The organism is Arthrobacter sp. USHLN218 (genome assembly GCF_037144715.1).
Taxonomy (GTDB): Bacteria; Actinomycetota; Actinomycetes; order Actinomycetales; family Micrococcaceae; genus Crystallibacter.
Window position 1 is genome coordinate 738,287 of record NZ_JBBCYT010000001.1, and the last position, 17,209, is coordinate 755,495.

The window sequence follows — 17,209 nt, forward strand, 5'->3', positions numbered from 1 at the left end:
CACCGGCGTCGTTCGCAGCATCCGGACACCCATATACTGAAAGGCGTGAATTCCGGGCCGCTCCGTTCAGGACTGATTATCGTGGACAAGCCGCAGGGGTGGACCAGCCATGACGTGGTCGGCCGCATGCGGCGGCTGGCGGGCACCCGGAAAGTGGGCCACGCCGGCACACTGGATCCGATGGCCACCGGCGTCCTTGTCGTTGGCATCAACCGCGCGACGCGGCTTTTGACCTACATCGTGGGCACCAGGAAGACCTACACGGCGACCATCCGGCTGGGCCAGTCAACGGTGACCGACGACGCCGAGGGCGATATCACTAACGAGACCATCGCCGCGGCCGTCACCGAGGACGCGATCCGCGCCGCCGTCGCCGACCTGACCGGGGACATCGAGCAGGTCCCCAGCAGCGTCTCCGCGATCAAGGTCAACGGCCAGCGCTCCTACGCGCGGGTGCGGGCCGGCGCCGAGGTGGACCTTCCCGCAAGGCCGGTCACGGTCCACCGCTTCGACATCCACGACATCCGGCGCGAACGGGGCGGCAAGCTCCTGGACATCGATGCCACCGTGGAATGTTCGTCCGGCACTTATATCCGGGCGCTGGCCCGGGACCTGGGCGCTGCCCTGGGCGTCGGCGGACACCTGACGGCCCTCCGGCGGACCCAGGTCGGTCCGTACGGGATCGGCTCTGCCGCAACCCTCGAGGAACTGGCCCAGGAGCTGCAGCTGCTGGAACTGGACGACGCGGCCCGCGCGCTCTTTCCCGCGCGCGAGCTGGCACCGGCCGAGGCCGCCGACCTCTCGCACGGGCGCCGCATCTCCGCCAGCCCCGAGGCGGGACCTATCGCGGCGTTCGCGCCGGATGGACGGCTCGTGGCCTTGCTGGACAACAAGGGTTCCGAGGCGAAGCCGCTGCTGGTGTTCGCACCGGGTAACGACGAGGCCGGGCGGTAGTGGTAGTCGACGGTTTCTTCATCACCGGCGTGGTGATCTGCCTGGTTTCCGCGCTCATCTGCATCGTCGCCGCGATCATCCGGCAGCCGCCGAACGACATCACGATCCTGGCCGTGGCCGCCGTCGAACTTTTCCTGCTCGTCTACGGCGTCGCCGCGATCTTCCGGCAGCTCGGGGGAGAACCGGTCGCCGGGGAGGCCTGGGAGTTCTGGGGCTACTGGATCACGGCCCTGCTGGTCCCGGTCGCGGCGTTCTGGTGGTCCATGCTGGAACGAAGCCGCTGGAGCAACTTGGTCCTGGGCGCCGTCGGACTCACCATCGCCGTGATGCTGGTCCGGATGGAACAGATCTGGGACATGGCGGGGACGGCACTATGAAAGCGAAGTTAGGAACCATGAGCTCAACCAGTCCGGCCGGACGGAAATCCGACCAGGGGCAAGCCGGCGGCGTTGCCCGCAGCGAGCAGCGCGCCAGCGGCCCGGGGCGGCTGATCATCGCCGTCTACGGGATCTTCGCCGTGTCCGCCACGGCGCGGGCGGCCTACCAGATCGCCACCAAGTTCTCCGAGGCGCCCGTCGCGTATCTGCTGTCCGCGTTCGCCGCGGCCGTCTATATCCTCGCCGCCGTCGCCCTGGCCAAGAAGGGCCTGCGCTGGTTCTGGATTTCCGTGGCCGCCATCAGCGTGGAGCTGCTGGGGGTGCTCGCGGTCGGCCTGATCAGCGTGTTCGACGCCGCGCTGCTGCCGGACGACACGGTGTGGTCCGGCTTCGGCAAGGGCTACGGCTACGTGCCGCTGCTGCTGCCGCTGCTGGGGCTATGGTGGCTGTGGAGGCACCGGCCGGGCCGGACCGAAATGCGGTAAAGGCGCCGCCGTCTGCATAATGGATGAGGTCTTCCCGCCCGCGTCAGCGCGGGCCGGCAGGCGCCGCCGAAGCCGAACAACGCGAGGAGAAACTGTGCACTACTGGAAAGACCTGGCCGAAGTACCGTCCGGCTTTGGTCCCTCAGTGGTAACTTTGGGCAACTTCGACGGCGTTCACCGCGGCCACCAGCAGGTGCTCACCACCCTGGTGGAGACCGCCGCGCGGCACAGCGCCAGTGCGGTCGCCATCTCCTTCGACCCGCATCCTGCCCAGGTGCACCGGCCCGAGTCCGCCCCGCCGCAGATCATGGGCCTGGCCGACCGGGTCGCTGCGCTGGAAGAAACCGGCGTCGACGGCCTGCTGATGATGACCTACACACTGGAGCTGGCCGCCGACACCCCGGAGGAGTTCGTCCGCAAGGTGTTCGTGGAAGCGCTCGGCGCCTCCGCCGTCGTCATCGGCCACGATGTCCGCTTCGGCAAGGACAATTCGGGGGACCTGGTCACCATGCAGGAACTGGGCGAGCAGTTCGGCTTCGCCGTGGACGTCATCGAGGAGTACGGCTCGGACCAGCCGGACGCGCCGGACGTGCTGAACGGGGACCGGCGCTGCTCCTCGTCCTGGGTGCGGGAGGCGCTCACCGAGGGCGACGTCGCAACCGCGGCCCAGATCCTCGGCCGCCTGCACCGCGTACGCGGCGAAGTCGTGCACGGGGACGCCCGCGGGCGCGAGCTGGGATTCCCCACAGCGAATCTCTCAACGGACGCGAGCGGCCTGGTACCGGCCGACGGCGTGTACGCCGGCTGGCTGATCGACCAGGCCGGGACGCGGTGGCCCGCGGCGATTTCCGTCGGCTCGAATCCGACGTTCGTGGGAGCCAGCCGCCGGGTCGAGGCCCATGTGATCGACCGGCCCGCCGAGCGCACCGCGGACTTCGATCTCTACGGCCAGCAGGTCGTGGTGGAATTCGTGCAGCGCCTCCGGGGAATGGTTGCCTACACCGGGGCGGAGGCGCTGGTGACGCAGATGCAGCTCGATGTGGCCCAGTGCCGGGCCCTGCTTTCGACAGAGTAAGTACGCGCCGGGTAGACTTGAGGGCGAATCCGGCTGCGGTCCGTGGCGGCTGGATTTATCCGTGCCTGCCGGCCAGTCCGCTGCAGGGTCGCGGAGCCCCCGGCAGCGAGGTGCTGATTCGGGCCTCACGGCACAACTTCTAGGAGTTACTGTGGCATTGGACGCCGCTATCAAGCAGGAAATCATCAAGGAATACGCCACCCACGAGGGCGACACGGGTTCTCCCGAGGTACAGATCGCTGTTCTGTCCCGCCGCATCTCGGACCTGACGGAACACCTGAAGATGCACAAGCATGACCACCACACCCGCCGCGGCCTGATGGCCCTGGTCGGTCGCCGCCGGCGCATGCTTGGCTACCTGCATGACACCGACATTGCGCGCTACCGTACGCTGATTGAGCGTCTCGGCCTGCGCCGCTAGTCTGACAACGAAGGCGGCTCCCTCGGATCTGCTGAGCGCACCTGGGGGAGCCGCCTTCTGTTTGCACCACCACAATTACATCAACAGGAGTTGACCGGCATCGTCAGCATTCGCGGTCCTCGGTAGTGACCTCCGGGTGGCAGCTGCAGCGCAGCGCCGCCCCGGGCGTCTCGATCGAAGACCGGGTGTTGATCCGGCCCGACGGCCGCAACCAGGCGCCGACCACCAAGGCCGGCAGGCAAGCCTGGCGGCGGTGCCGGTTTCCTCCGCCACCAAAGAAACGGAGGTGGCTCTCTTGGAGGGTCCCGAAATCCAGTTCTCCGAAGCCGTTATCGACAACGGCCGCTACGGCCAGCGCGTCGTCCGGTTTGAAACCGGCCGCCTTGCGCAGCAGGCCGCCGGCTCCGCGATGGTCTACATCGACGAAGACACCGCCCTGCTCTCGGCGACGACCGCCGGCAAGTCGCCGCGCGAAGGCTTCGACTTCTTCCCGCTGACCGTGGACGTCGAGGAGCGCATGTACGCTGCCGGCCGCATCCCCGGTTCCTTCTTCCGCCGCGAGGGGCGTCCGTCCACGGAAGCCATCCTGGCCTGCCGCCTGATGGACCGCCCGCTGCGCCCGGCCTTCATCAAGGGCCTGCGCAACGAGGTGCAGATCGTCGTGACGGTCCTGTCGATCAACCCGGACGTGCTCTACGACGTCGTTGCCATCAACGCTTCGTCCATGTCCACCCAGCTGAGCGGCCTGCCGTTCTCCGGCCCGATCGGCGGCGTCCGCGTTGCCCTGATCGAGGACCAGTGGGTTGCCTTCCCGAAGCACTCGGAGCTGGAACGCGCCGTCTTCAGCATGGTTGTTGCCGGACGCGTGGTCGCCGACGCCAACGGCGACGATGTTGCCATCATGATGGTCGAGGCCGAAGCCACCGACAACGCCTGGAGCCTGATCAAGGACGAGGGCGCCACTGCGCCGACCGAAGAGGTCGTGGCAGAGGGCCTGGAGGCTGCCAAGCCGTTCATCCGCGCCCTGTGCGAGGCCCAGTCGGACCTCGCGGCCCGTGCCGCCAAGCCGACTGTCGAGTTCCCGGTCTTCAAGGACTACGAAGATGACGCTTACGCCGCCGTCGAGTCCGCTGCCGCCGGCAAGCTGGCGGAGATCTTCTCCATCGCCGACAAGCAGGCCCGCAACGACGCCGCCGACGAATTCAAGGCCGAGGTCCTGGCGCAGTTTGCCGGCTCCGAGGACTCCGCTTTCGCCGGCCGCGAGCGTGAAATCAGCGCCGCGTTCAACTCCCTCACCAAGCAGGTCGTCCGCCAGCGCATCCTGAAGGACCAGGTCCGCATCGACGGCCGTGGCCTGACGGACATCCGCAAGCTGACCGCCGAGGTCGAGGTGCTCCCGCGGGTGCACGGTTCCGCCATCTTCGAGCGCGGCGAAACCCAGATCATGGGCGTGACCACGCTGAACATGCTCAAGATGGAGCAGCAGATCGACTCGCTGTCCCCGGTCACGCACAAGCGCTACCTGCACCACTACAACTTCCCGCCGTTCTCCACGGGCGAGACCGGCCGCGTGGGTTCGCCCAAGCGCCGCGAAATCGGCCACGGCGCCCTCGCCGAGCGCGCCCTGGTTCCGGTGCTGCCCTCCCGCGAGGAGTTCCCGTACGCCATCCGCCAGGTCTCCGAGGCGCTGGGCTCCAACGGCTCCACCTCGATGGGCTCGGTTTGCGCCTCGACGCTGTCGATGCTCAACGCGGGCGTGCCGCTGAAGGCGCCGGTTGCCGGCATCGCCATGGGCCTGGTCTCGGACCAGGTCGACGGCGAGACCCGCTACGCCGCGCTGACGGACATCCTGGGTGCCGAAGACGCCTACGGCGACATGGACTTCAAGGTTGCCGGAACGTCCGAATTCGTGACCGCCATCCAGCTCGACACCAAGCTGGACGGCATCCCCGCCTCGGTCCTCGCGGCGGCGCTGAAGCAGGCCCGCGAGGCACGGCTGCATATCCTCGGCGTGATCAACGCGGCGATCGATACCCCGGACGAGCTCTCCGAGTTCGCCCCGCGGATCATCTCCGTGAAGATCCCGGTGGACAAGATCGGCGAGGTCATCGGCCCCAAGGGCAAGATGATCAACCAGATCCAGGAAGACACCGGTGCGGACATCTCCATCGAGGACGACGGCACCGTGCTGATCGGCGCGACCGACGGCTCCTCTGCCGAAGCTGCCCGGGCAGCGGTCAACGCCATCGCCAACCCGCAGATCCCCGAGGTCGGCGAACGGTACCTGGGCACGGTCGTGAAGACCACCACCTTCGGCGCCTTCGTCTCCCTGACTCCGGGTAAGGACGGCCTGCTGCACATCTCCGAGCTGCGCAAGCTCGCCGGCGGCAAGCGCGTGGACAACGTCGACGACGTCGTCTCCGTGGGCCAGAAGGTCCAGGTCGAGATCACCAAGATCGACGACCGCGGCAAGCTCTCCCTGTCCCCGGTCGTGGCCGAGGAATCCGCCGAGGCACAGGGCGGGCGCGAGCAGACCGAGGAACCTGCGGAAGGCTCCGACGACTAAATGCCTGAAGCATTTGACCGGGAACTCCCCGCTGCAGAGCAAGGCTCGGCGGCGGGGAGTTCCGCTATGCCCCTGGAAATCCGGCAAAGCAGCCAGGACAACGCTATCGTCCGCCGTTCCGTGCTGCCCGGCGGTGTCCGGGTCCTGACCGAAGCCATGCCCGGGATGCGTTCGGCAACCCTGGGGTTCTGGGTCGGCGTCGGGTCCAGGGACGAGGCCGAAGGCCACTTCGGATCAACCCACTTCCTCGAGCACCTGCTGTTCAAGGGCACCCGGAACCGCACCGCGCTGGACATCGCCTCGGCCTTCGACGAGGTCGGCGGCGAATCCAACGCGGCCACGGCGAAGGAAAACACCTGCTACTACGCGCGGGTGCTGGACACGGACCTGCCCATGGCCATCGACGTCATCGCGGACATGGTGACGTCAGCGGTCCTCGACAAGGACGAGCTTGAGCAGGAGCGGCACGTCATCCTCGAGGAGATCGCCATGGACAATGACGATCCCTCCGACGTCTGCCACGAGAAGTTCGTGGAGGCGGTGCTGGCCGGGCACGAGCTCGGCCGGCCGATCGGCGGAAGCCCCGAGGCCATCATGGCGGTGCCGCGGCAGGCGGTCTGGGAGCACTACGAGCGGTATTACCGCCCCGACGAACTGGTGGTCACGGCTGCCGGCGGCCTGGATCACGACGAGGTATGCGCGCTGGTCCTGCAGGCCCTGGAGCGTGCGGGCTGGGTCCTGGACCCGGGCGCGGAACCCGTCGAGCGGCGCCCGACGGAAGCGGCTCCGATCAACTCCATCTCCGGCATCCACGTCCATCGTCGTCCGGTCGAACAGGTCAACATCGTGATGGGCTGCCAGTCCATCGTCGCGACGGACCCGCGGCGGTTCGCCATGAGCGTGCTAAACGCCGTGCTCGGCGGCGGCATGTCTTCCCGGCTGTTCCAGGAGATCCGCGAGAAGCGGGGACTCGTCTACGCCACCTACTCCTTCGCCGGCGCCTACGCGGACGCCGGGTACTTCGGGATGTACGCCGGCTGCTCACCGTCCAAGACCAAGCAGGTCATCGGGCTGCTCGGGGCCGAGCTGGACAAGCTCGCCGCCACGGGCATCACCGACGAGGAACTGCGCAAGGCCGTGGGACAGCTCTCGGGCGGCATCGTCCTGGCCCTCGAGGACAGCGGCTCCCGGATGTCCCGGCTCGGCCGGGCGGAACTCGTGACCGGTGAGTTCCTCGACGCCGACGAGACGCTGGACCGCATCCAGGCCGTCACCGCGGCCGAGGTGCAGGCGCTGGCGGCCGAGCTGGCCGCCGCTCCGCGCACCATCACCGTGGTCGGGCCGTTCGACAGCCCGGCCGACTTCGGGCTCTGAGGATCCTCGGGTCCTTAAAGGTCTGTGGCCTCCTGCGGAAGCGGGAGGCCACAGACCTTTAAGAACCACGTTGCGTCCCCCGCTCCGGCAGCTTGGCGGGCGGACAGCCTAAGGGGCAGCCTGGCGGGCGGCAGCCTAGCGGCCAGCCCGGCCGTCCCGGATGAGGCCTTACCCTCCGGCGAAGGGCGGGAGGATGTCGATCGTATCCGCGTCGATGAGCTTCATCGCCCGGTCCCGCGCGGCCAGCTCATTGACGAGGAAGCTGCTGCGGTTGATGACCGTGGCCAGCTCGGGCGCGCCGGACGAGGCCGGGACGGCATGGCGTTCCGCCAGCAGCCGCAGGAGCTCTCCGAGGGTGCTGCCGTTCGGCAGGTCGAGGGTCTCTTCGCCGATGCCGGCTGCCGCCTGTGCGGCGCCGAAATACCTGATGATCATTTAGCCGCCTATCGCGCTCATGCTGCGGTCGGGTTGGACGTAGTCGGCGCTGTCCAGGCCCGTATGGTCCATTCCATGCGCCCGCGGTTTGGCCCACATGGCGGCGCGCCAGCGGTCGGCGACGGCTTCGTCGCCCGCGCCGCTGCGGAGCAGGTCCCGCAGGTCTGTTTCCTCGTGCGAGAAGAGGCAGGACCTGACCTTGCCCTCGGCGGTGATCCTGGTGCGCCTGCAGTCCGCGCAGAACGGTTCCGTCACCGAGGCGATGATGCCCACCGTGCCGATAAGGTCCTCCGGCGAGTTCCGCCGTCGTACTTCCCAGCGCTCCGCCGGCGCGCCATCGCGCTGCCGGGGGTCGGGGCTCAGGATGAAGGCACGCTCGAGGAGCCCGCGGATTTCAGCGGCGGTGATCATGTCCTGCCGGGTCCAACCATGGTCCGCGTCCAGGGGCATCTGTTCGATGAAGCGCAGTTCGTAGCCGCGGGTCACGGCCCAGTCCAGCAGGCCGGGCGCCTCCTGGTCGTTGATGCCGCGCATCAGGACGGCGTTGATCTTGATCGGCCCGAGTCCGGCGTCGCGGGCGGCGTCGATGCCGTTGAGCACGCGGTCCAGGAACGGGCGGCGCGTCAGCCGGGCGAAGGTTTCGGGGTGCAGTGTGTCCATCGATACGTTGATGCGGGTCAGCCCGGCATCCTTGAGCGCGCGCGCCTTCTTGTCCAGGCCGAGGCCGTTGGTGGTCAGCGAGACCGGCAGGTCCGGATGGTTGGCACGGACTGCCCCGATGATGTCTGCCAGGCCCGCGCGGACCAGGGGTTCGCCGCCGGTGAGGCGCAGTTCGCGGACGCCGAGGTGTTCGACGCCGATGCGCACCAGGCGGACGATCTCGCTGTCGGCGAGCACCTGCTCCTTGGCCAGCCAGTCGAGACCCTCCGCGGGCATGCAATAGGTGCAGCGCAGGTTGCACTTGTCGGTCAGCGAGATCCGCAGGTCTGTGGCGCGGCGCCCGAACCTGTCGACCAGGTCCGGTCCGGCGCCGGGCGGGCGCGCCGGTTCAGGGGACCTCCCGGGGACCCGGGGCATGCCCAACTCAACGCTCATGTATCGAGGGTACGTCAGGTGCGGCGCCGTTGCAGGGGGCGACGGCGGTGCTCGCGTTTGCCGCGGAGGCGCTGCATGTGATGCTGGCGCATCTGCGGCTTCAGGGCGGCTTCTGTGATGCAAATAAGAGTTCCCACGCCGCAGGCTTTTTGGGCGCCAGCGATGACACGGTTCGACGCTGGATCGAGGGGGAGCAGGTCCCGTCCGGGCCGGCCAGCTGGCCGCCGAGGCCACCCCCGACGCGGCCGCGGAGCTGGACCTCCGGTCCGGGCGCCGGATTTTCTTTGCCATGCAGGCCCGCGAGGCGGCCGTCTACCCGGTGCGCGGCGCGGGCTGACGAATGGGCCCTTCGGCGGCGGAGGTGGTGCCCTAGGATGGCACCAGAGGGAAGGGAGACGCGGGTGGCAAGATCGGTAGCCGAGCACCGGAACGCGGTCACGGAGCTGCTCCGCGCAGCGCTGGCGGACCTCGCGGGCGATGCGGAGACCGTGGAGTTGCTGCAGGCCGTCGGCCGGCCGCTCGCCCGGGACATCACGGCGCCTGTGAGCCTGCCGCCGTTCGACAATTCGCAGATGGACGGATACGCCGTGGCCAGCTCGGCCACGGATGCCGGCACCGAATTCCCGGTGGGGGAGACCGTAGCCGCGGGCCACCCGGCCCCGCCGCTGCCGCCCGGGACGGCGCTCCCCGTCATGACCGGGGCGATGCTGCCGCCCGGGGCGGACGCAGTCGTCCCCATTGAACAGGCCCGGCCGGACGGCTTCAGGCCGTTCCGCGCGGGACAGACCGTCACCCTGCCGGCCGGCGTCCCGGCCGGGCAGTTCGTCCGGCCGGCAGGAAGCGACATCGCCGCCGGAACCCTGGCGCTGCGCCGCGGCACCCGGCTCGATGCTCCGCAGCTGGGCCTGCTGGCCGCGCTCGGCCTGGACCGGGTTCCGGTGCTGCCGCGGCTCCGCGTGCTGCTGCTCAGCACCGGGGACGAGGTGGTTCCGCCCGGCACGGTACCCGCACCGGGACAGATCTTCGATGCGAACAACACCCTGCTGGCCGCATCGCTGGCGCAGGCCGGCGCGGACGTGGCCGGCAGCCGCATCCTCGCCGACTCGCCGGAAGCCTTCGGGGCACGGCTGCGCGAGGACCTGCGGCAGCACCGCCCGCAGCTGCTGGTGACATCGGGCGGGATCAGCAAGGGCGCCTTCGAAGTCGTCAAGCAGGCGCTGGCCGCCGAGGACGTGCGGTTCGAATCCGTCGCGATGCAGCCGGGCGGCCCGCAGGCCATCGGCACCGTGGACTCGGTCGCCTTCCTTGGCTTCCCGGGCAACCCCGTCAGCTCCCTCATCTCTTTCGAGATGTTCCTGCGGCCGGCGCTGAGCGAAGTGCTGGGCGCCCCGGCACCCCGGACCTCGCTGCGCGTGCCGCTGGCCGAGGCCGTGGAATCCCCGAAGGGCAAGCACCAGGTCCGGCGGGGCTATTACGACGGCGCGGCGGTCAGCCTCGTGGGCGGCGCGGGGTCCCACCTGCTGCACGCGCTGGCGCATGCGAACGCGCTGGTGCACCTGCCCGTGGACACGGGCTCGGCCGCGGCCGGCGAAAACGTGGAAATATGGCTGCTATGAAGGACTCCGAAACAACCGCCGCGCTGACCCATGTCCGCGAGGACGGCTCCGCCCACATGGTGGACGTCAGCGCCAAGCCGGAAACCACGCGTGAAGCGACCGCCCAGGCCGTGCTGAGCATGCGGCCGGACGTGGTCGAACTGCTCGTCTCCGGCGGGCTGCCCAAGGGGGACGCCCTGGCCGTGAGCAGGATCGCCGGCATTATGGCAGCGAAGCAGACTCCCTCGCTGATCCCGCTCTGCCACCCGCTGCCGCTGAGCAAGGTCACCGTGGATTTCCATCCGGGCGAACGCGACGTGCGGATCGAGGCGACCGTTCGCACCCGCGGCGTGACCGGCGTCGAAATGGAGGCCCTCACGGCCGCCTCGGTCGCGGCCCTCAGCCTGTACGACATGATCAAGGCCGTGGACAAGCACGCCGTGATCGGGGACATCAAGGTGCTGGCCAAGTCCGGCGGCAAGAGCGGGGACTGGTCGCTGTGAGCGCGGCAGACGCTTCCGCGCCGCTGCCCGCAATACCCGACCCCAAGGCTCCCCTCGCCGTGAACCGCACCGCCGGCGTCGTTATCGCTTCCAACCGCGCGGCGGCCGGTTCCTACCCGGACCGCACGGGACCGATCATCAGCCAATGGCTGCAGGAACAGGGGTTCGCCCCGCTTCCGGTACGCGTGGTGCCTGACGGCGCCCCGGTCCGGGAGGCGCTGGCCGCCCTGCTGGAGGAGGCACCTGGGGTGATCATTACCAGCGGCGGCACCGGGATCACGGCGGACGACCTGACCCCGGAAATGACCGCGGGATTCCTCCAGAAGCAGCTTCCCGGCGTCGCCGAGGCGATGCGTGCTGCCGGCGCGGCCAAAACGCCGCTGGCGGTGCTCAGCCGAGGGCTGGCCGGGGTCTCGGGCCGGACCTTCATCGTCAACCTGCCGGGATCGGCCGGCGGCGTGCGGGACGGGCTGGACGTCCTGGCGCCGATTCTGGAACATATTTGCACACAACTTGCGGGGCAGCGCGACGCCGGGCATCCGGCCGCCCCCGCACAACACACCGGAGGTCCTGATGGTCAGTAGCGAGGTCCTGCACGCCGAGGTCACGGCGGAGCCGCTCGACGTCGCCGTCGCGATGGCGGCGGCGGAGTCCGCCGAGTGCGGAGCCGTGGTCACTTTCAGCGGCGTGGTCCGCAACCACGACGGCGGCCAGGCTGTGGCGGCGCTGGGGTACTCGTCCCACCCGTCGGCCGGGCGGGTCATTGCCGACGTCGCCGCGGAGATCGCGCAGAAGTACGACGGCGTGCGCATCTGGGTGGCGCACCGCACCGGGGCGCTGGAGATCGGGGATGCGGCGCTGGTGGCCGCCGTCGCATCGGCCCACCGTGCGGCCGCTTTCGCGGCCGCGGCCGAACTGGTGGACACGGTGAAGGAACGGGTGCCGGTCTGGAAGGAACAGCGCTTCGCCGACGGCAGTACCGAATGGGTGGGCATCGGCCAGTAACGATAGGCTGGAAACCATGACTGAACAATGGGCGGTGGCCGTGCTGGGCGCCGGCGGACGGATGGGCGCGGAGGCGGTCAAGGCCGTTGACGCCGCGGAAGATATGAAGCTCGTGGCGGCCCTGGGCCGTTCGGACAGCCTGCAGACCCTGGCGGAGGCGCGCGCGGACATCGTCGTCGACCTCACCACGCCGGACAGCACCGAGGAGAACGTACGCTTCGCCGTCGAGCACGGCATGCACGCCGTCGTCGGCACCACCGGATGGGACGAGGCCAAGCGCCGGTCCCTGGCCGCGCTGCTGGAGGAGACCCCGCAGACCGGCGTGCTGATTGCGCCGAATTTCGCCCTCGGTTCCGTGCTGGCCTCGGCGTTCGCGGCGAAGGCCTCGCGCTACTTCGAGTCGGTCGAGATCATCGAACTGCACCACCCGGACAAGGTGGACGCGCCGTCGGGCACCGCCGTGCGCACCGCGCAGCTGGTTGCGGCCGCCCGTGCCCAGGCCGGCGTACCGGCCAGCCCGGACGCCACCACCAAGTCGCTGGACGGGGCCCGCGGCGCGGATGTCGACGGCGTCAAGGTGCACAGCGTCCGGCTCCGCGGCCTGGTCGCGCACCAGGAAGTGCTGCTGGGCGGGCCGGGCGAGCAGCTGACCATCCGGCACGATTCCTTCGACCGCGCCTCCTTCATGCCGGGGGTCCTGCTCGGTGTCCGCCAGGTGGCGGCGCATCCGGGCCTGACCTACGGGCTGGACGGCTACCTTGACCTCAATGACTGAGCCGGCGGGCGGAACGGAGCGCACCGTCTCCTGGTATGCGCGGCACGGCGAGAAGATCTGGGTCTCCGTCATCATCCTGCTGCTGCTGGCCTACATGTCGCTGACCGTGCACCGGGCGTGGCTGCTCCTGCAGGACCCGCAGCTCATCGCGAAGGCGATCGGCGCCGCTCTGCTGATCCTCCCGCTCGTCGGTGCCTGGGCGCTGATCCGGGAAGTGCTCTTCGGGGCCCGGATGTCCCGGCTGGCCAAGGTGCTGGAGGCCGAGGGAGGGCTGCCGCCGGACAACCTGCCGCGCACCCCCGGCGGGCGGATCGTGCAGGAAGCGGCGGACGCCGAGTTCGAGAAATACAAGGCGGAGGCGGAGGCCGCGCCGGAAGACTGGCGCAGCTGGTTCCGGCTTTCCTGCGCCTATGACGCCGCCCGGGACCGCAAGCGCGCCCGGGAGTCAATGCGGCACGCGATCTCGCTCAGCCGGCAGGGCTGAGCCGGGTCCTTCCGCTGCAGGGGAAGGACCCGGCCGAAGGCCCTAGCGGAGCTGGCGGTTGCCGCGCAGGGAGTTCCGGGTCAGGCGCGAGGCGGAGGACGTCACCAGCTCCAGCGGTCCCCGGAGGGACAGGACACTGAACGCAGTGCCGACCGACAGCGCGACGATGACCTGGCCCCAGTAGAGCACGTGGTCGGACGGGGCTGCGGCTCCGTCCGGCATGATGCTCATAAGCCACACGTGCCCCGCGTACAGCGAGAGCGTCATGGCTCCCGCGCCCGAGAGCGGCAGCAGCAGCCTCGGCCGGCGGCTGGGCAGCAGCAGGCAGACGGCGAGGACCACCGCCGCCGTGCCGGAGGTATGCAGCAGGTCGAAGGTGGTGCCCGAGTGCGGACCCGCCACCCCGAGCCACCACCAGGAGTCGTCCATGTCGACCCAGCCGAGGTTGACCTGGTAGATCAGCCCGAGGTCGGGCCGCTCCGCTGCTTCCGTGGATGCGAGTGCCAAGAAGCCGCCTAGCTGCCCCATCACGAGGGCGGAACCGGCCTTGCCCAAGGCGGCGGCCGCCAGCCCGCCGGCCAGCAGCCACAGTTGCACCACCGTCCTGCGGATCTCGAGCCGGCCGATGACGAGCCCGACCAGGATGTAGCTGAGCCACTGCAGTACAGGGTAGAAGCCCGTTACGAAGATGTCGGCCAGGAACGTCGCTGGTGTGAAGACGTCCAGCACATTCGGATTGTGTCCCAGGCTCGACGGATCCAGCGTCGCCCCAAGTCCGCCCCGGATCAGGTAGGCGGCGACGGGGGAGAGCACCAGCCAGGCCGCAGCCCACGCGGCCAGCACCGGGAGCCTCAGCTGCAGGAACGGCAGCGCGCACCAGAAGAGCACGGCGTAGTGCACCAGGATGACCGCGATATTGACCTCCAGCGTGCCGAGCATCAGGCCGACGGCCGCGATCAGCGCCGCCCGCACCGCGATGCCCCCGCGGTCGGCGAGCAGGGCGCGCCCGTAGTGTGGTTTGCTGCCGCCGGAAAGCAGGGCCAGCCCCACTCCGGCCAGCACGGCGAACAGTGCGGAGGAACGGCCGGAGAGCACCAGGCCGGTGAAGTTCGGTTGCGGATCCGCCCCCTGCGTCCACAGGGGGTAGATGTGGGTGGCCATCATGCCCAGCAGCGCCAAGCCGCGCGCCGCATCGATGCCGGCGAGGCGGCGGCCGGTCTGTGTGGATGCCATGGACCGATAATCTCACAGCGGCCCTGCCATGCCGCGCTGGCGGCCGTACGTCGCCGGAGGCCGCGGGCGGGTCCCTGCGCGCGCCGTCGTGATGCGAAACTCGGGGCCGCCGTTGCTGGAAACGCAGGCCGGCACGGTAACGTTTCCTGTATGTCTGAGTCCACTGCCCGCGAATACACTTTCGGAACCCTCGTGACCGCCATGGTCACCCCCTTCACCGAGGACGGTGAGGTGGACTACCGCAAGGCCGGGGAACTCGCGGAGAAGCTTGTCGAGGACGGCTGCGACGGCCTGGTCGTCACCGGCACCACGGGGGAGACCTCCACCCTGACCGACGAAGAGAACCTGGGCATGTTCAAGACGGTCCAAGAGGCCGTCGGCGGCCGTGCGAAGGTCATCGCCGGCTCCACCACGAACGACACGCGGCATTCCGTCCGGCTCTCCAAGCAGGCGGCGGACCTCGGTGTGGACGGGCTGCTCGTCACCGCGCCCTACTACAACAAGCCGAGCCAGGCCGGCGTGCGCGCCCACATCGAAGCCGTGGCGGACGCCACGGACCTGCCCGTCATGGTTTACGACATTCCGGGCCGGGCCGGGATCGCGATCGCAACCGAGACCCTCTACCGGCTCGCGGAACACCCGCGGATCGTGGCCCTGAAGGACGCCAAGGCGGACTACCAGGAGACCACCCGCGTGCTGGCCAACACGGACCTGGACGTCTATTCCGGCGACGACGGACTCACCCTGCCGCTGATGGCGGCCGGTGCCGTCGGTGTCGTGTCCGTGACCGCGCACGTGGCGACCGCCAAGTACCGGGCGCTCGTCGACGCCATGCTGGCCGGCGACCTCGCCACCGCCCGCCGCCTGCACTTCGAGCTGGACCCCGTGCAGCGCGCGGTGATGTCCCACATCCAGGGCGCCGTCGCGGCCAAACTGATCCTCAAGTGGCAGTCCGTACTGTCCAACTCGGTGGTCCGCCTGCCCCTGGTGGAGCCGACCGACGCCGAGATCGCACCGATCCGCGCAGACCTCGAAGAGGCCGGCTGGAACCTGGAGGCCTGACCAACAGCATGAGCGAATCCACAATTTCACAGCTGCGCACCCCGCCGGAGCTCGCCGACGGCACCTTGCGGATCGTCCCGCTGGGCGGCCTCGGGGAGATCGGCCGGAACATGGCCGTGTTCGAAATCGATTCGAAGCTGCTGATTGTGGACTGCGGGGTTTTGTTCCCCGAGGAGTACCAGCCCGGTGTCGACCTCATCCTGCCGGACTTCTCCTACATCGAGGACCGGCTCGACGACATCGTCGGCGTGGTGCTCACGCACGGCCACGAGGACCACATCGGGGCCGTGCCCTACCTGCTTCGGCTGCGCGAAGACCTGCCGCTGATCGGCTCGCAGCTGACGCTGGCGCTGGTCGAGGCGAAGCTCGCCGAGCACCGGATCAGGCCGTTCACCATCACCGTTACCGAAGGCCAGGTCGAGCGGTTCGGCCCGTTCGGGTGCGAATTCGTCGCGGTCAACCACTCGATTCCGGACGCGCTGGCCGTGTTCATCCGTACCGCGGCCGGCAATGTACTGCACACCGGCGACTTCAAGATGGACCAGCTGCCGCTCGACGGCCGCATCACGGACCTGCGCGCGTTCGCCCGGCTGGGCGAAGAGGGCGTCGATCTTTTCATGGCGGACTCCACCAACGCAGACGTCCCGGGCTTCACCACCGCGGAGAAGGAGATCGGGCCGGTCCTGGAGCGGCTCTTCGGCCAGGTCGAAAAACGCATCATCGTTGCCTCCTTCTCCTCGCACATCCACCGCGTGCAGCAAGTGCTCGACGCCGCGGCCGCCCACGGCCGGCATGTCGCCTTCGTGGGCCGGTCGATGGTCCGGAACATGGCGATCGCCGAGAAGCTGGGCTACCTGAACGTTCCCGCCGGCACGATCGTGGACCTGAAGAACGTCGAGGAACTGCCGGACGACCGGGTGGTCCTGATGTCCACGGGTTCGCAGGGGGAACCCATGGCGGCGCTGTCCCGGATGGCCAACGGGGACCACCGCATCCAGGTCGGGGCGGGGGACACGGTCATCCTGGCCTCGTCGCTGATCCCCGGCAACGAGAACGCCGTGTTCCGGGTGATCAACGGCCTGCTCAAGCTCGGCGCGGACGTCATCCACAAGGGCAATGCCCAGGTCCACGTCTCCGGGCACGCGGCCGCCGGCGAGCTGCTGTACTGCTACAACATCCTGAAGCCGCGCAACGCCATGCCGGTCCACGGCGAGACCCGGCACTTGATCGCCAACGGCAAACTGGCCCGGGCCACCGGGATCCCCGCGGAGAACGTGCTGCTCGGGGACGACGGCACGGTCGTGGACCTGGCGGACGGTAAAGCAAGGATTGTCGGCCAGATCGAGTGCGGGTTCGTCTACGTGGACGGATCCAGCGTCGGCGAGATCACCGACGCGGACCTCAAGGACCGGCGCATCCTGGGCGAAGAGGGATTCATCTCGGTGATCTGCGTGGTCAACCGGAGCACCGGAAAGATCGTCTCCGGCCCGGAAATCCACGCCCGCGGGTTCGCCGAGGACGACTCGGTGTTCGACAACATCAAGCCGCAGATCATCGCCTCGCTCGAGGAAGCCGTGGTCAGCAGCAAGGATCACACCACGTACCAGCTCCAGCAAGTGGTACGCCGGGTCATCGGCAGCTGGGTCAACAAGCGGCACCGGCGCCGGCCGATGATCGTCCCGGTGGTGCTGGAGGCCTGAGCCCCGCGGCGGGGCGTGATCCGGCTGACACCCGTGCGCTGACCGGTAGGTCAATCCCGCCGCCGAACGG

General features: G+C 69.2%; 18 protein-coding genes. 15 read left to right on the plus strand and 3 right to left on the minus strand.

Annotated elements, in window-relative coordinates; genetic code table 11:
- Window positions 1-45 precede the first annotated feature (45 nt).
- From truB to WFH44_RS03260, 7 genes are all read left to right on the plus strand, one after another.
- Entirely contained in the window at window positions 46-954 is a 909-nt protein-coding gene (gene truB, locus WFH44_RS03230; protein ID WP_336711670.1) for a tRNA pseudouridine(55) synthase TruB, read from the plus strand.
- Window positions 954-1,331, plus strand: coding sequence for a hypothetical protein (locus tag WFH44_RS03235; RefSeq protein ID WP_336711671.1), 378 nt, complete (start codon window positions 954-956; stop codon window positions 1,329-1,331). Before truB ends, WFH44_RS03235 begins: the two co-directional genes overlap by 1 nt.
- 17 nt (window positions 1,332-1,348) lie before the next feature.
- A complete protein-coding gene (locus WFH44_RS03240; RefSeq protein ID WP_336711672.1) occupies window positions 1,349-1,816 on the plus strand; it encodes a hypothetical protein in 468 nt (155 codons plus the stop codon).
- Window positions 1,817-1,910: 94 nt separating this feature from the next.
- Window positions 1,911-2,891, plus strand: a complete 981-nt coding sequence (locus tag WFH44_RS03245) for a bifunctional riboflavin kinase/FAD synthetase (protein WP_336711673.1) — start codon at window positions 1,911-1,913, stop codon at window positions 2,889-2,891.
- Between the two features lie 151 nt (window positions 2,892-3,042).
- Window positions 3,043-3,312: a 30S ribosomal protein S15 gene (rpsO, locus tag WFH44_RS03250; RefSeq protein ID WP_262104124.1), complete on the plus strand. Its 270-nt coding sequence runs from the start codon at window positions 3,043-3,045 to the stop codon at window positions 3,310-3,312.
- Between the two features lie 295 nt (window positions 3,313-3,607).
- The gene (locus tag WFH44_RS03255; RefSeq protein WP_336711822.1) at window positions 3,608-5,878 is read left to right on the plus strand and encodes a polyribonucleotide nucleotidyltransferase; all 2,271 of its coding nucleotides are present in this window, start codon (window positions 3,608-3,610) and stop codon (window positions 5,876-5,878) included.
- 66 nt (window positions 5,879-5,944) lie between these two features.
- Entirely contained in the window at window positions 5,945-7,252 is a 1,308-nt protein-coding gene (locus WFH44_RS03260; protein ID WP_336711675.1) for a M16 family metallopeptidase, read from the plus strand.
- A gap of 168 nt (window positions 7,253-7,420) precedes the next feature.
- Here the strand turns inward: WFH44_RS03260 and WFH44_RS03265 are convergent, their stop codons facing one another.
- Both WFH44_RS03265 and moaA read right to left on the minus strand, forming a co-directional pair.
- On the minus strand, window positions 7,421-7,687 hold the full coding sequence (locus WFH44_RS03265; RefSeq protein WP_336711677.1) for a MoaD/ThiS family protein: 267 nt from the start codon (window positions 7,685-7,687) through the stop codon (window positions 7,421-7,423).
- Complete coding sequence (moaA, locus tag WFH44_RS03270; RefSeq protein WP_336711678.1) at window positions 7,688-8,782, minus strand: GTP 3',8-cyclase MoaA; 1,095 nt, start codon at window positions 8,780-8,782, stop codon at window positions 7,688-7,690.
- 401 nt (window positions 8,783-9,183) lie between these two features.
- On the opposite strand from moaA, the gene WFH44_RS03275 reads away from it, so the two are divergent.
- From WFH44_RS03275 to WFH44_RS03300, 6 genes are read left to right on the plus strand one after another with little or no spacing between them, the layout of a single operon-like run.
- The gene (locus WFH44_RS03275) at window positions 9,184-10,398 is read left to right on the plus strand and encodes a molybdopterin molybdotransferase MoeA (RefSeq protein ID WP_336711679.1); all 1,215 of its coding nucleotides are present in this window, start codon (window positions 9,184-9,186) and stop codon (window positions 10,396-10,398) included.
- The gene (gene moaC, locus WFH44_RS03280; protein WP_429595811.1) at window positions 10,395-10,880 is read left to right on the plus strand and encodes a cyclic pyranopterin monophosphate synthase MoaC; all 486 of its coding nucleotides are present in this window, start codon (window positions 10,395-10,397) and stop codon (window positions 10,878-10,880) included. The genes WFH44_RS03275 and moaC overlap by 4 nt, the downstream gene beginning before the upstream one ends.
- The gene (locus WFH44_RS03285) at window positions 10,877-11,464 is read left to right on the plus strand and encodes a MogA/MoaB family molybdenum cofactor biosynthesis protein (protein WP_442892855.1); all 588 of its coding nucleotides are present in this window, start codon (window positions 10,877-10,879) and stop codon (window positions 11,462-11,464) included. The genes moaC and WFH44_RS03285 overlap by 4 nt, the downstream gene beginning before the upstream one ends.
- A complete protein-coding gene (locus WFH44_RS03290; RefSeq protein WP_336711681.1) occupies window positions 11,454-11,885 on the plus strand; it encodes a molybdenum cofactor biosynthesis protein MoaE in 432 nt (143 codons plus the stop codon). Before WFH44_RS03285 ends, WFH44_RS03290 begins: the two co-directional genes overlap by 11 nt.
- A 16-nt stretch (window positions 11,886-11,901) precedes the next feature.
- Window positions 11,902-12,660, plus strand: coding sequence for a 4-hydroxy-tetrahydrodipicolinate reductase (gene dapB, locus WFH44_RS03295; RefSeq protein WP_336711683.1), 759 nt, complete (start codon window positions 11,902-11,904; stop codon window positions 12,658-12,660).
- Window positions 12,653-13,144, plus strand: a complete 492-nt coding sequence (locus WFH44_RS03300) for a hypothetical protein (RefSeq protein ID WP_336711684.1) — start codon at window positions 12,653-12,655, stop codon at window positions 13,142-13,144. Before dapB ends, WFH44_RS03300 begins: the two co-directional genes overlap by 8 nt.
- A gap of 42 nt (window positions 13,145-13,186) precedes the next feature.
- Here WFH44_RS03300 and WFH44_RS03305 read toward each other — a convergent pair whose 3' ends face one another.
- Window positions 13,187-14,377, minus strand: coding sequence for a heparan-alpha-glucosaminide N-acetyltransferase domain-containing protein (locus WFH44_RS03305; RefSeq protein WP_336711685.1), 1,191 nt, complete (start codon window positions 14,375-14,377; stop codon window positions 13,187-13,189).
- A 150-nt stretch (window positions 14,378-14,527) separates the two neighbouring features.
- Here WFH44_RS03305 and dapA point away from each other — a divergent pair, with 150 nt between their 5' ends.
- Together dapA and WFH44_RS03315 are read left to right on the plus strand one after the other, a co-directional pair.
- Window positions 14,528-15,439, plus strand: coding sequence for a 4-hydroxy-tetrahydrodipicolinate synthase (gene dapA / locus WFH44_RS03310; protein ID WP_336711687.1), 912 nt, complete (start codon window positions 14,528-14,530; stop codon window positions 15,437-15,439).
- Window positions 15,440-15,447: 8 nt separating this feature from the next.
- Window positions 15,448-17,139, plus strand: coding sequence for a ribonuclease J (locus WFH44_RS03315; protein WP_336711688.1), 1,692 nt, complete (start codon window positions 15,448-15,450; stop codon window positions 17,137-17,139).
- Window positions 17,140-17,209: the final 70 nt, after the last annotated feature.

What these genes read in the sequence shown, in the direction of transcription:
- WFH44_RS03305 (WP_336711685.1), bottom strand. Translation starts at nt 14,377, where the DNA reads ATGGCATCCACACAGACCGGCCGCCGCCTCGCCGGCATCGATGCGGCG.
- dapB (WP_336711683.1), top strand. Translation starts at nt 11,902, where the DNA reads ATGACTGAACAATGGGCGGTGGCCGTGCTGGGCGCCGGCGGACGGATG.
- WFH44_RS03240 (WP_336711672.1), top strand. Translation starts at nt 1,349, where the DNA reads ATGAGCTCAACCAGTCCGGCCGGACGGAAATCCGACCAGGGGCAAGCC.
- moaA (WP_336711678.1), bottom strand. Translation starts at nt 8,782, where the DNA reads ATGAGCGTTGAGTTGGGCATGCCCCGGGTCCCCGGGAGGTCCCCTGAA.
- WFH44_RS03300 (WP_336711684.1), top strand. Translation starts at nt 12,653, where the DNA reads ATGACTGAGCCGGCGGGCGGAACGGAGCGCACCGTCTCCTGGTATGCG.
- WFH44_RS03290 (WP_336711681.1), top strand. Translation starts at nt 11,454, where the DNA reads ATGGTCAGTAGCGAGGTCCTGCACGCCGAGGTCACGGCGGAGCCGCTC.
- dapA (WP_336711687.1), top strand. Translation starts at nt 14,528, where the DNA reads ATGTCTGAGTCCACTGCCCGCGAATACACTTTCGGAACCCTCGTGACC.
- WFH44_RS03260 (WP_336711675.1), top strand. Translation starts at nt 5,945, where the DNA reads ATGCCCCTGGAAATCCGGCAAAGCAGCCAGGACAACGCTATCGTCCGC.
- WFH44_RS03265 (WP_336711677.1), bottom strand. Translation starts at nt 7,687, where the DNA reads ATGATCATCAGGTATTTCGGCGCCGCACAGGCGGCAGCCGGCATCGGC.
- WFH44_RS03315 (WP_336711688.1), top strand. Translation starts at nt 15,448, where the DNA reads ATGAGCGAATCCACAATTTCACAGCTGCGCACCCCGCCGGAGCTCGCC.
- moaC (WP_429595811.1), top strand. Translation starts at nt 10,395, where the DNA reads ATGAAGGACTCCGAAACAACCGCCGCGCTGACCCATGTCCGCGAGGAC.